Here is a 14,009-nt window from a genome sequence, read left to right as displayed (position 1 = left end):
ACGAGATACCCATAACAAAAAACCATGGACTGAAATTTTTAGTCCATGGTTTTCTTTTTGTTTCTATTCATCATCCTCAGGTGCTTCGCCGCCGCCGGCTTCTTCTGCATCCGCCTGTGCATCGATCTGCTGTTGTGCCTGCTGTGCAGCCTGTTGCTGCGCTGCCTGAACTGCTGCAGCCTGCTGCTGTGCAATTGCCTGCTGCGCTGCCTGAATAGAAGCAGCATTGTCAGGGTTTGTGAAATATTCCGGTGTATGCGGACAATATTTTGTCGCTCCCGGTGAACCGTCATCGGACGGTGCGATCTCAATGACACCCGGTACCTGATAAGGACAGGTTGTTGTAGCGGCAAGACCGGTTGCTGCACATACCATTCCGGAGAAGTGGACATCACATGTTTCGGTCGGTACAGTGCCTTCTGCAAAGTATTCGGTATTTAAGTAAGCGTCACATACGCCTGCGATCGGCAGTTTACCTGACTTGGAGCAGACTGTTGCCGTCACGATACCGCTTGGTTTTGTAAAGGAAGCAGCAGGTAGTCCTTCATGGATCCGTGACATAACAGCCTTCCACATGGTTTTGGATAAGTTCTTTTCTGCGCTTGTTTCCATGGATACGTTATTGTCATAGCCTGTCCAGGTTGTAGCGGTATAGTATGGAGAATAGCCTGCAAACCAGACATCCTTATAATCGGAAGTGGTACCGGTTTTACCGGCGATCGCGACATCACCACCGAAGTTGACAGAACCACCGGTACCTTTTGTGACAACATCGACCATGGCATCTGTCAGAAGGAAAGCAGTGGTTTCCTTAATAACCTGATGAGATTCCGGTGTTGTGTTGTCTACCATAACATTACCGTCGTGATCCAGGATCTTTGTAAATAAAGTCGGTTTGATATAAGTACCGTTATTGGCAACCGTTGCATAACCCGCATTCAGTTCCAGATTGGTAACACCGTCTGTGATACCGCCCAGTGCAAGAGACTGCGTGATATCGGAGAAGATCTGTGTACCGCTGCTTGTTTCGACCTCACGACGTTCCACAAGGGTAGTAAAGCCGAAGTTCTGCAGATAATCAAAGCCAAGCTGTGGTGTGATCTGTGTCAGTGTTTTTACTGCGACGATATTCAGAGACTGCTCAATACCGTAGCGAAGTGTACAGATTCCTTTATAACCGCTGGAGTACCAGTTGCTGACAGGTCTTCCGTTTGCGTAAGTATAAGGTGCATCGTTCTGGACCGTGGCAAGTGTCATACCGGCGCTGTCAAGAGCAGGTGCATAAGTAGACAGGATCTTAAAGGTAGATCCGGGCTGTCTGGTCGTATCCGTTGCTCTGTTCAAAGTACGGCTGGCTGATTTTGTACCACGTCCGCCGACTATAGCCACGATATAGCCTGTGGACTGATCCTCTACGGTGATGGAAACCTGTGGCTGCGGTGTCAGAGATACATTTTCGGAATAGACCTCATCACCGGGGCTTAAAACGCTCTGCTGGTATTCAGCAATATCCGTATAAGCAGCATCCTGAGAAGAATACAGCAGATTATAGGAAGAACGTTGGTTCTTGAAATACTGCTTGAACATTTCCGTTGAATAGTTGACGTATTCACCGCCTGCCGTCAGGACAGTCAGCTGATAGTCGAGCAGCCATTTTGTATTTTCAGGATAGTTTTCTTCATTATTATAGATCTCATCACAGATCTTCTGGATGGAAGGATCCTGTGTGGTCTGGATCTGCAGACCGCCGGAGTAGACCAGGTTGTACGCCTGCGTCTCATTATAGCCCTTTTCTTCCATCAGAACGGAAGTAACCTGATCGATCAGGGCATCTACAAAGTAGGAGTTGATCGAATCACTTTCTGTTGTTTCATTTACCTGCTTGATGCGGGAGTAGACATCATCTGCCATGGCTTCATCGTATTCACTCTGATCGATAAGCCCCTGATCGAGCATATCATTAAGAACCTTTGTACGTCTTTCCGCATTATAATCCGGATGTGTGATCGGATTGTACTTGGAAGGGTTCTGCGTGATACCGGCGATGACCGCGCATTCGGACAGGTTCAGCTCGGATACCGGCTTATTAAAGTAGCGCATGGAAGCTGCCTGTACACCAAGTGTATTCTGCCCTAAGTTAATGGAGTTCATATAAAGCTCAAGAATGTCCTTCTTGTTCATTCTCTTTTCCAGTTCCAGTGCCAGATACTGTTCCTGAATCTTACGCTTGATACGGACAAGATCGGAATTTTCCGTTACCCAGCCTTCAAAGACATTATTTTTCAGAAGCTGCTGGGTGATCGTGCTGGCACCCTGTCCGAGATGCCTTGTCTTGATCGCAGTCACACCGGCTCTGATAATACCCTTGATATCAATACCGTTATGCTGGTAGAAACGTGCATCTTCGACTGCAACGAAAGCATTTGCCATATTTTCCGGAATCTGATCCATCTTGACGTAGCTTCGGTTTGAGTTGGTACCGACAAGCTTTGCAATCTGCTTGCCGCTGTTATCGTAAACAACCGTCGCATAGCCGCTCGGGGTGACATCCAGACTGGAAATGTCTGGAGCGGATGCCAGAATGCCCTTAAACATACCGATACCGAGACAGACACCGATAATGCACACACTGAGCATACAGATGAGCAGTGCTTTCAAAAATGCCAGTAAGAACATTTTGCTGAATTTCGTTGATTTAGAATTAAGCTGCCGCTGTTTTTTGCGGATGCTTTTTTTACCATAATTCATGAATAAAGCCTCCTTATTCCCACTGATTATACCAAAAACAGCCGTTAAAAGAAAGGAAAATCTTCCATATATAGGATTGTTCACAAAATGGTACACTTTTATACGGAATCTGTGGTATCCTATGTATAATGTCAGGGTCAAAAGTCAAAAATCACGACGTGCTTGCACAGGAGTGGTTTTATGACTTATTGACCCGCCCCAAATATGAGCATAAAAGTGGAGCGTATGCTTCACGATATGCGAATGTTGGGGAGGATTGTGGGAGTGCGAAGCACGGAACAATCCGCATGACATCTTTTAAAAGTCATGTTATATATAGCATAAATATCAGACAAATAAAGGAGCAAGATCCGTATATGAAGATCATACTGCAGCAGGCGCAGGGCGAGATTACAGAAAAAAAATCAAGATTCATTGCGACATTATGTCCGGTACAGTCGCAGGAAGAAGCAGAGCAGTTTATAGCTGCCTGCAAGAAGAAATACTGGGATGCAAGGCATAACTGCAGTGCGTATGTGATCGGGGAAAACAACGAGATCATGCATTCCTCCGACGACGGCGAGCCGAGCGGGACAGCGGGCAGACCGATGCTTTCCGTGCTGACCGGGCAGGATGTACATAATGTGGCGGCTGTTGTGACAAGGTATTTCGGCGGTGTTTTACTGGGAACGGGCGGACTGGTACGCGCCTATCAGGGGGCTGTTTCGGAAGCACTTTTACATGCTGAGATCAGGCAGCAGCTCCTGATGCAGGAACTTCTGCTGACAGCGGAATACACGGATGTCGGGAAGATCCAGTATCTGCTTTCCCAAGCTGGCTTTCGCACGGCGGATACGGAGTATGGGGCGAAAGTGTTGTTCCATGTGCTGGTACCGGCGGGAGAAGAGGATGCAGCGATCAAAATGATGACAGAAAAAACAAACGGAAAAACGGAAATTACAAAAGGAGAACTGAGAAATGAAACCTGTGAATGAAAATGCAACAAAAGAGGCAAAAGAATTATTGGCATATTTATATGAAACAGCCGGCAAAAAGATTATAACCGGACAGCATACGCAGACAAATCCGATGGAGGAGATCGCCTATATCCATGAAAAGACGGGAGCTTATCCGAAGCTGCAGGGATTTGAACTTTTAGGGTATTCTCCAAACATCAACTATGCGGATGCCTCGGATGCGTGCCTGACAGAGGTAAAGGAAAATCAGGGCACCATGGATACTGCCATAAAATGGGCAAAGGAGACAGACGGTATTGTTTCTATCTGTTTTCACTGGTTTTCACCGATTGGTGGAAGAGATAAGAGCTTTTACAGTGAACATACGGAGTTTGATCCGGAGCAGGTACTTGTGGAAGGCACAAAAGAGCGTGAAGCGTTCTACCAGGATCTGGATGTGATCGCAGGGCAGCTTGCCCGTTTTCAGCAGGAAAATATCCCTGTGCTGTGGCGTCCGTTCCATGAGGTGGAAGGTACCTGGTTCTGGTGGGGCAGAAAAGGCGGTAAAGTAGCAGCAGAACTTTACAAGCTGATGTTTGATTATTATGTAAACCAGAAGCACCTTGATAACCTGCTCTGGGTTTGGAGCTGCCCGACAAAGGAAGGGTATCCGGGCGATGCTTATGTAGATGTGGTATCGTGGGATATTTATCTGCCGGAATATGAAGCGACAGATTATCAGAAGCAGTATGAAGAGCTGATCGCCAATACATCGAAAAACAAAGTGGCAGCCCTGACAGAGGTGGGATACAATCCAGATGTCAAAAAGCTGGAGCAGAGCCATACACCGTGGGCATATTATATGACATGGTCAAAAGAATTTAGTATGGACGGTGTTTACAATACAGTAGAAAAACTGAAAGAGATGTATGCCAGTGATTACAGCATCAAGAGGACGAGATAGAGCCTCTTATCAGCGCATGGATTTTGCCTCATACAGTTTTTTATCTGCCATCTTGATCATGGTATCAGATGTTTCTCTGCTGTCAACAGAGGTATAAAAGCCGACGGACACGGAAAGCGTATATGCTTTTCCCTGTTCATCGCATATCTGTTTTAAACGTTCATTTATTTCTTTACCGATAGTTTCTCTGTCAGACTGACATTCTCCTGCTTTCAGCATAAGAAATTCATCCCCACCATAGCGTGCACAGAAAAATCTGTTCGTATAAGCAACCTGTTCTACTGCCTGTCCAATGCAGACAATAGCGGAATCTCCTTCGATATGACCGTATGTATCATTGATCATCTTAAATTTATTCCCATCGATCATAAATGCCGTGAAAGGATTGTCAGGTGAAGTTTCAGGCAGCTTTTCTTCCAGATACATCAGGGCACGGCGTCTGTTGTATAATCCGGTAAGAGAATCATTGTAGATCATATCCTTTTGACCGGAAGTAAAAACAATGTAATAGGCAGCTGCTATCGCCGGTGCCAGTATGGGCATTCCGGAAAGCCATATCTGTAGTATGGAAGCGATAAGCGGGAAATAGATAAAGGATCCATAGTTAAGATAACGCTGTCTTTTTATAGAGCGTTTTTCATGAAAACCTCTGTAGTAAGCGGTAATTGTTGATGCTACGTCATAGAGCAGTGGGATCACCGATACAAACAGAAACATCGGTCCACGCATATATTCATTTTCATTGTTGATGTAAAAAGCCCATCCGGTAAAAGGGGAAGATACACACAGAATGAAAACAATGAGTATGGGGATATAGGTTAGTATCCTTATTTTTTTCCGCATAAATTCCTTATTCACACATAACTGGACATAGACAAACCAGTAGAAGGATGAAAAGTCAAGACATGTGAGAGAAATGATGTTGGCTGCATAATCAAGTGCCTTGGAATAGAAAAGATCTGTATTTTCCATAATAAGACCTGTCAGACCTGCTATCATAAATACAATATAGCTCCACAGCGATCTGCGCAGCATTTTAACCTCAAGCTCGCTGCCAGAGTCTGTTGTAATATTCTGCTTTATGATTCCGACAATAATAAGACAGAAAATATCAACGATAATATAAGTGATAAGCATTCTGTAATCCATTGTTCTGTTCCCCCATCTGTTATTTATCCATTTTAGTCTTTTTAAACCGGATAATCAATAAAATGGGAGATTTTTTTATTCATACATGGAAAAAGAGTATGTGATCATGGCTGATAATTTATTATTTATTTCATCGATAGAAATCTGCATTCCGCCTTTTAACCAGTAGGAGACGACACGGATACAGCCGCCCAGCACATATTCAAGCAGTAAATCCGAGTCCTGCTCACTGGCATGGGGACATTTTACGTGCAGCATCTGTTTCAGATAAGGAATAAAAAAAGCCAGCAGCTTTTGCGCCAGACGTTCTGAAAAAGCTTTGTTTTGTGCTATATATGTGAATTCTTTATTATTTGCCAGGATATGTAATATTTCCCGGAAAAAGAAATGATCCTGAAAATCATTACTGTCCGTTTTTTTGATTAAAGCATAGATTTCTTCTACCAGAGAGTCCTCTGTCTTGTCATACAGATCAGGAACATCCCTGTAGTACTTATAGAAAGTACCACGGTTTACATCTGCTTTTGCACATATATCAACAACCGTTATTTCATCCAGTGCTTTTGTTTCAAGCAGTTCAAACAGTGCCTGACGAATGACCTGTATGGAATATCTGCTTCTTCTATCGATATGTGTTTCATTTCTCATAGCGTTATCTCCAATTCATAAACAAAATCATATGAAAGTGTTCAATATCGTACAAAGTGTCAATAAGTTGGATATTGTCATGGATCCATATGCTCAATATAATATACAGATGAACAAAAGTCAACATATGTTCATTAAAATACAAGTGAATAAAATTGAAAGGAGATATGTTATGGCATGGTTGTCTGATTTTATAAACAGATACAAAAAAATGATCATCATATTATTTGTGGCAGCTTCAGCAGTGGGTGTTGTTTTATTCTTATGTACACCGGTTAATTATAATATGATGGATTATCTTCCGTATAAGGCGAATTCTACGCAGGCATTAAAGGTCATGCAGGAAGAATTTGACCAGCCGCTTCCCAATCTGAATGTCATGATAGAAGACGTCAGTCTGGCAGAAGCTTTGGAGGATAAGGAGAAGATAGAAGCGGCTGATTATGTAAAAGAGGTTTTATGGCTGGATGATACGATAGATCTTGACATTCCGATAGAGATTCAGGATACAGACACAGTCGAAACATATTATAAAGACGGAAATGCTTTGTATATGGTATCCGTAGAAGATGGCAGGGAAAGAGCCGCGATCGCTTCGATAAAAAAGGCTGTAGGAAATAACTGCAAAGTATCCGGCTCTGCAGCAGATCAGGCTATATCGCAGGAACTTGCGGTAAGTGAGGCAATGAAGGCGATCATATTGATATTGCCGGTAACAATACTGATACTTATTTTAGTAACGGAGAGCTGGATAGAACCGTTTTTCTATCTGCTGAATATTGGTACGCCGGTCCTGATCAGTCTCGGAACCAATATTTTTATGGGAGAGATTTCCTTTGTAACACTGGCAGCAGCGCCTGTCCTGCAAATTGCAGTATCACTTGATTATGCAGTGTTCTTATCTCACAGTTTTTCGGATTATAAACGAAAAGGTTTGAAGCCGGCAGATGCAATGAAATTTGCCATAACGTCATCCATCAATTCGATAGGTGCGAGTATGCTGACAACATTGTTCGGATTTGTGGCACTTCTGTTTATGCAGTTCAGAATCGGTGCAGATATGGGAATCAGTCTGGTGAAGGGAATCCTGATCAGCTTTTTATGTGTTATGGTATTCTTCCCTGCATTGCTGCTTCAGGGAAACAAGCTGATAGAAAAGACAAAGCACAGACCGTTTATACCGGATTTCAGAAACATAGGAAAAGGCATTGAAAAAATCCGAATACCGGTAACGATCCTTCTGTTTGTCATAATGATACCGGCATTTTTGGCACAGACTCACAATCAGTATTTTTACGGCTCAAGTGAAAAGACGGAAGAAGGAAGTGAAGCTTGGGATATTGAACAGGAATTCGGTACGGCAAACAGCTCCGTACTTATGGTCCCCAAGGGTGAGAGCAATAAAGAAACTTTATTATGTGAAGAATTGAAAAACATAGATCATGTTACTGCGGTCACTTCGTATGCTACGATGGTCAGCAATAAAATACCCGAGGTGTATCTTGATAAATCGGTAGTTGATCAGTTCTATTCGGATAATTACGCACGGATTATTATTTCGGCAGATTGCGCATATGAAGGAAAAGACAGTTTTACCATGGTTGAAGATATTAAAAATACAGCACAGCAATATTATCCCGATGCATATTATCTGTGCGGACAAAGTGCAAATATGTATGATATAAAGGAGTTTTCGCAGCAGGATAATAAGGTCGTGACATTGATCACCGTGATATGTATTTATCTGGTACTTCTTATCATGACAAAGAACTGGTTCACGCCGTTTTTACTGATACTGACGATAGAGTGCTCTATATGGCTTAATATGTGCATTCCGTATTTTATGGGAGACAAATTAAGCTATCTGGGCTATCTGATAGTCAGTACGGTTCAGATGGGCGCGACGATAGATTATGCGATACTTCTGACGAATACCTACAACCGGAACCGCATGGATATGGATAAAAAAACAGCGGTCAGAAAAACGCTCGGAGATGTATTCGGTTCTCTTTTGATATCGGCAGCGACTCTGTGTTTGTCGGGCTTTTGTCTTAACTGGTCTTCTTCCAATACTGTAGTAAAGGTACTTGGCGGATTGATAGGTCGTGGGGCAATACTTGCTATATGCATGGTAATGCTGCTGTTACCGGTATTTTTAATACTTGCGGACCGGATCATTCCACATACATATTTATTTGGAAAGAGAAAACATGGAAAGGAGCTGGCTAAGAATGAAAAATAAAAAAATTGCCTTATCTGCGGTTCTGGTAGGAAGTATGCTGTTATCCACTTCATTTTCCGTATATGCAGAAAGCCAGAATAATGAGATCGGACAGATCGCACAGGAGAATACAAAAAAAGAGGAAGCAACGGAGACAGGTATTGCTTCCTATACAAAGAATGAAAATGTATATGCCAGTCTTGCAGCAGATGGTACAGCATCCGATGCGTATGTAGTCAATCATTTCAGTGTGGGAAATGCGGGAAAGATTGTCGATTACGGAAAATATGACAGCATAAAAAATCTGACAACACTTGGCAGTCTGACAAAGAAAGACGACAGTGTTGATTTTCAGGCAGAAGATGGAGAGTTTTATTATCAGGGACAAATAAAAAATGTGGAGCTTCCGTGGAAATTTGCCATAAGCTATAGGATGGACGGCAAATCTGTTACAGCCGATGAACTTGCCGGAAAAACGGGAAAGCTTGAGATCAGGTTTCAATCCACAAAAAACGATAAAGCGGATGAAAGCTTTTACGACCATTATCTGATGCAGGTTTCATTGACACTGGATAGTGAAAAAACTAAAAATATTGTTGCGGATGGGGCAACGGTCGCTGATGCAGGTGCAGGCAGACAGCTTTCGTTTACAGCATTGCCCGGCAGTGATGCGTCGTTTGTCATAAAGGCGGATGTGAGTGATTTTATAATGTCGGGTTTTTCCATTGCTGCTGTGCCATATAGTATGGATATCGATATGGATCAGTTCAATACGGATGATTTTACCGGACAGGTATCTGAGCTTACCGATGCGGTGGATAAGCTGAATGACGGAACGAAGGGCTTATCTGATGGCATGGGAAAACTGTGTGACGGAAATGAAGATCTGCTGAGTGGCTCATCCCGGATACAGAGCGGTCTGAATGAGCTCAGTGGCAATGCAGCAACGATAATAGATGCATCGTCCCAGATAAAAGGTGCTTTGGATAAGATAAGTGAACAGCTCAAAAATGCCGATTTCAGCGGCATGTCAAAACTTTCGAAATTGCCCGACGGACTTTCAGAACTTGCTGTTGCACTTGATAATATGCAGTCCGGTCTTGTCACACTGGAAACCAATTATACAAAGGCATTTACTGCGTTGGATCAGCTGATACAGACAGAAACCGGTACACTGACGGAAGAAGAACTGGGGGCATTACAGGGATGCGTACAGGAGAATACCGATGCAAGTGCAGCGTATCAGAAGCTGATGGCTTCCTATCAGCAGCTTCTGACGATCAAAGGTGCTTATCAGAATGTAAAGCCTGTGTTTGAAGCAATCCAGACAACACTTAGCAGTGAGAATGAACAGTCTGTGGTAAATGGGATCAGTTCTATATCATCCAATCTGAAAGGCATCGCAGATTCTCTTTCGGAGGTATCGGGAACAGATATAGCAGGACAAATGAATACACTGCAAAAAGGTTTGGAATCACTGGCATCACAATATGGGGAGTTTCATAATGGGTTGTCATCCTATACTGCAGGAGTTGGTATGCTTTCGGCAAATTACGGAACCTTCCATAATGGTCTTGCATCCTATTTGAACGGAACTGAAAAAATAAAAGATGGCACATTAGATCTTTCGGACGGCATGAAGCAGTTTTCAGACGGTATCAGTGATATGCCAACGCAGATACAGGATACAATAGATGAGATGATCGGAAGTTTTTCGGGAGATGACTATGAGGCTGTTTCATTTACCGACGGAAAAAATGAAAATATTACTTCCGTGCAGTTTGTAATATCTACAAAGGGGATAGAGAAAGCTGAGACGGAGAAAGTAGCGGAACCGGAGGAAAAACAGGGATTTGGGGACAGATTAAAAGCGTTATTTACAAAATGACAGAAAAAGAGGTGACGGTATATGTTGTACATCATATACATATTAGCCGGTTTGGGAGCAGGAATTGTAACAGGATTAGCGGGATTATCCGCAGCGGTCATTATCACGCCAATGCTTGTCAGTCTTTGCGGCTGGCAAAGCTATGATGCTGTAAATGTGGCGTTGGCATCGGATGTGCTGGCAAGCTTATTGTCTGCATACACATATTATAAGAATAAAAATATTGATCTGAAGCGTGGCATATATGTAACTGTCACGGCATTTATCGGTACGATCATCGGAAGTTATTGCGGATATCTTTTTAGTCAGAGCAATCCTGACGGACTTGGTTATTTATCCATGGCGACCACAATTTTATTGGGTGTAAAATTCCTGTGTAAGCCGGTGACAGGCGGAATGGATGCGGCTGCAAACCGTAAGATAGATAATAAAACCAGAAAAGCGATGATATTTGGCGCTGTAATAGGATGGGTCTGCGGATTTACGGGAAGCGGCGGCGGAGTGCTCATGCTTATGGTATTCACAATCGTATTGGGGTATAATCTGAAAATCGCCGTTGGGACAAGTACCATGATCATGTCACTTGTCGCATTAACGGGAAGTGTAAGTCATATCATGATAGGGGCAAAAATATATCCGCTTCCTATGATCTGTACCATAGCAGCATGTCTTCTGGGAGCACTTGTATCGGCAAAATTTGCAAATAAGTGTGAAATAAAGAAACTGAATCGTATTGTTGGATGCGTATTACTTACACTGGGAGTGGTTACACTTGCTATCAAACTTATTAGCAACTTATAAATTTGATAATATCTTCTAAGCCGGGAGTCGATTTGTTAACATGAACATACCAAGTAACTTATGGAAACAGGAGGTATATACAATGTTAAACGAATCAGTTATCAAATTATTAAAGAACGGCATGTGGGATCTGGCAACCTGTGCAAATGGAGAACCAAATGTGGTGCCGGTTGCTTTCAAAGATGTTACCGAGGAGGGAAAACTTGTTGTAGGAGATGTTTTTCTTGAGACAACATTAAATAATATCAAAGCAAATGGTGGTAAAATTGCGATTTCCGTATATGATGCGCAGAACCTTGAAGGATATCAGGTGAAAGGAACTGCTGAATATGTAACGGAAGGAACGGTTGTAGATACATTTAAGGCTATGGTAGAGAAGATGTTCCATGGCGCAGCAACCGCAAAGGGAGCACTTATCATTACACCTTCCAAAGTAATTGTGACAACACCTGGTGCTGATAATAAGAAAGAAATTTAGCCAAAGACCGACTAATAAATTTCATAGTAACTTTAAAACTGATTGCCTTCAAGCTATAATGAAACAAAATAATAGTTTGAAGGCGATTTTATATGGCGAGATATAAGAAAAAACTAGATGAAGATATACGCTGTCCTCTTGAATATGGACTGACAATATTTGGCGGCAAATGGAAATCCCGTATTATATGTGTGCTGTCCGCCAATGAAAAACTGCGATACAGTGAACTGCGCAGAGAAATGTGCAATATTACGGATGCTGTACTGGCTGCAACATTGAAGGATCTGATTGAAGATGGAATTGTTGACAGAAGATCCTATGATGAAATTCCGCCAAGAGTAGAGTATACGCTGACACAAAAAGGAAAGTCAGTTGTGCCTATTCTGCAGAATATCTGCCAGTGGTCAGGTATTTTCTATAAAGAAGATGTTGAAAAAGAAATGATGCAGTGTCAGAAATGTGATCATCATAGATAGGAAAAACAGATTATGCTTACGGATACGGAAGAAAAATTTACCGGAAAGATGAAAAATGAGAATGATCTGTTGGCTGATATGCCGGTATCAGGTGCTTTTTTCGGGCTCGCAATTCCGGCTGTAGCTGCACAGCTTATTAATATATTGTACAATTTAGTAGATAAGATGTTTATCGGACACATTCCGGGAGTTGGGAAACAGGCGCTGGCGGGTGTTGGTGTAACAGCACCTGTGATTTTAGCCATTTCAGCTTTTGCGGCTCTTGTAAGTATGGGCGGTGCACCGAAAGCATCTATTTTTATGGGAAAAGGTGATGATGAGCAGGCAGAAAAAGTGATGGGAAGCTGTACATGGCTGCTGATTGTATTATCTGTGACACTGACAGGAATTATGTTGGGTTTTGGAAAATCAATTTTATTGTTATTCGGTGCGAGCAATGATACGATTACTTATGCAACTGATTATATGAATATATATTGCCTTGGCACTTTGTTTACGCAGCTGACATTGGGATTGAATGCTTTTATAACTGCACAGGGAAAAACACTGGTCAGCATGTGTAATGTAGCTGTGGGAGCTGTAACCAATATTATCCTTGATGCAGTATTTATGAATGGAATTGGTATGGGGGTAAAGGGGGCTGCGCTGGCAACGGTTATTTCGCAGGGGATATCAGCAGGTTTTGTGATCCATTATCTGATAACGAGCGAAAGTACATTACATTTACGTTTTAGAAACATTCGGTTTGATGGACCGCTGATCCGGTCTTGTATTTTGCTTGGTACTTCACCGGCATTGATGCAGCTGACAGAAAATATGGTAGCAATCAGCTTTAATACATCCTTGCAAAAGTATGGAGGCGATATGGCTGTAGCATCTATGAGTATACTGAATAGTGTTATGCAATTCGTCATGCTGCTTTTGCCGGGGCTGGTGCAGGGAGCACAGCCATTGTTAAGTTATAATCTGGGAGCGGGAAATATTTCCAGGGTAAAGAAAACATTTCGAATACTGCTTATATGTTGTGTGAGTGGCTCCTTTCTCAGTTGGCTTATATGTATGACTTGTCCGGGCGCCGTTGCTTCCGTTTTTACCAGTGATGCTGCTTTGATCACTTATACGGATAAAAGTATGCGAGTGTATCTGGCAATGCTTTTCCTCTATGGAATACAAGTTGCATGTCAGTATAGCTTTGTGGCATTGGATCAGGCATCAAAAGCAATTTTCCTGACTGTCTGGCGTAAAATTATCCTACTGATACCGCTGATTTTTATTTTGCCGCATTTTATGCCCGATGCAGTAATGGGAGTATATCTGGCTGAACCGGTTGCGGATACCATTGCAGTGTGTACTACAGCACCCATGTTTTATTTTTATTATCGTAAATTGAAATGAAGGAATGCCTGAAGATAAAAATAATGTACCTTTTTATGTGAAGCATGGCTTTTCGGTCATGGAGAATGGAGCAGCCCTTCAAATTTGCAATTATGGTAATATGCGGTAAAGAAGTCACAGAAATTTTGTGAGTTGGATGAAGTGATGATCACGCTCCATGAGTAAAAACTGTACAAAGGTATGAAAAAGGGGCTGTAAAAAAACTCCCCTGACAGAAAAATCGCCCGGACCGTGAGGTCTGAGCGATTTTTTGGTATAATTAATTATGCTACTAAATAACAATACCAATAGTAATTATACTATGCG

At 42.5% G+C, this 14,009-nt stretch carries 11 protein-coding genes; 8 read left to right on the top strand and 3 right to left on the bottom strand.

What is annotated here, in order from left to right; genetic code table 11:
- Nucleotides 1-63: 63 nt before the first annotated feature.
- A complete protein-coding gene (locus KQI22_RS12790) occupies nt 64-2,748 on the bottom strand; it encodes a transglycosylase domain-containing protein (RefSeq protein WP_216552967.1) in 2,685 nt (894 codons plus the stop codon).
- 356 nt (nt 2,749-3,104) lie between these two features.
- Between KQI22_RS12790 and KQI22_RS12785 the strand changes: the two genes are divergently transcribed.
- Both KQI22_RS12785 and KQI22_RS12780 read left to right on the top strand, forming a co-directional pair.
- Nucleotides 3,105-3,722 (top strand): YigZ family protein, encoded by a 618-nt coding sequence (locus KQI22_RS12785; RefSeq protein ID WP_253293640.1) that lies wholly within the window; start codon nt 3,105-3,107, stop codon nt 3,720-3,722.
- Nucleotides 3,706-4,647, top strand: coding sequence for a glycosyl hydrolase (locus KQI22_RS12780; RefSeq protein ID WP_216552963.1), 942 nt, complete (start codon nt 3,706-3,708; stop codon nt 4,645-4,647). The genes KQI22_RS12785 and KQI22_RS12780 overlap by 17 nt, the downstream gene beginning before the upstream one ends.
- Nucleotides 4,648-4,656: 9 nt before the next feature.
- Here the strand turns inward: KQI22_RS12780 and KQI22_RS12775 are convergent, their stop codons facing one another.
- Nucleotides 4,657-5,796: a GGDEF domain-containing protein gene (locus KQI22_RS12775; protein WP_216552960.1), complete on the bottom strand. Its 1,140-nt coding sequence runs from the start codon at nt 5,794-5,796 to the stop codon at nt 4,657-4,659.
- Nucleotides 5,797-5,871: 75 nt separating this feature from the next.
- The gene (locus KQI22_RS12770) at nt 5,872-6,444 is read right to left on the bottom strand and encodes a TetR/AcrR family transcriptional regulator (RefSeq protein ID WP_216552958.1); all 573 of its coding nucleotides are present in this window, start codon (nt 6,442-6,444) and stop codon (nt 5,872-5,874) included.
- Nucleotides 6,445-6,616: 172 nt separating this feature from the next.
- On the opposite strand from KQI22_RS12770, the gene KQI22_RS12765 reads away from it, so the two are divergent.
- The 6 genes from KQI22_RS12765 (at nt 6,617) to KQI22_RS12740 (ending at nt 13,703) form a co-directional block, all read left to right on the top strand.
- The gene (locus KQI22_RS12765) at nt 6,617-8,686 is read left to right on the top strand and encodes an efflux RND transporter permease subunit (RefSeq protein ID WP_216552956.1); all 2,070 of its coding nucleotides are present in this window, start codon (nt 6,617-6,619) and stop codon (nt 8,684-8,686) included.
- A complete protein-coding gene (locus tag KQI22_RS12760; RefSeq protein WP_216552953.1) occupies nt 8,676-10,553 on the top strand; it encodes a hypothetical protein in 1,878 nt (625 codons plus the stop codon). The genes KQI22_RS12765 and KQI22_RS12760 overlap by 11 nt, the downstream gene beginning before the upstream one ends.
- A gap of 21 nt (nt 10,554-10,574) precedes the next feature.
- Entirely contained in the window at nt 10,575-11,354 is a 780-nt protein-coding gene (locus KQI22_RS12755) for a sulfite exporter TauE/SafE family protein (protein WP_216552951.1), read from the top strand.
- 82 nt (nt 11,355-11,436) lie between these two features.
- Nucleotides 11,437-11,832 carry a pyridoxamine 5'-phosphate oxidase family protein gene (locus KQI22_RS12750; RefSeq protein WP_216552949.1) on the top strand — a complete coding sequence of 132 codons (396 nt, stop codon included), beginning with the start codon at nt 11,437-11,439 and terminating at the stop codon, nt 11,830-11,832.
- A gap of 92 nt (nt 11,833-11,924) precedes the next feature.
- Nucleotides 11,925-12,308: a winged helix-turn-helix transcriptional regulator gene (locus KQI22_RS12745; protein ID WP_216552947.1), complete on the top strand. Its 384-nt coding sequence runs from the start codon at nt 11,925-11,927 to the stop codon at nt 12,306-12,308.
- A 12-nt stretch (nt 12,309-12,320) separates the two neighbouring features.
- On the top strand, nt 12,321-13,703 hold the full coding sequence (locus tag KQI22_RS12740; protein ID WP_253293639.1) for an MATE family efflux transporter: 1,383 nt from the start codon (nt 12,321-12,323) through the stop codon (nt 13,701-13,703).
- Nucleotides 13,704-14,009: the final 306 nt, after the last annotated feature.

The organism is Kineothrix sp. MSJ-39, assembly GCF_018917935.1.
GTDB lineage: Bacteria > Bacillota > Clostridia > Lachnospirales > Lachnospiraceae > CAG-194.
This window is presented reverse-complemented; position numbering and strand designations above follow the sequence as displayed.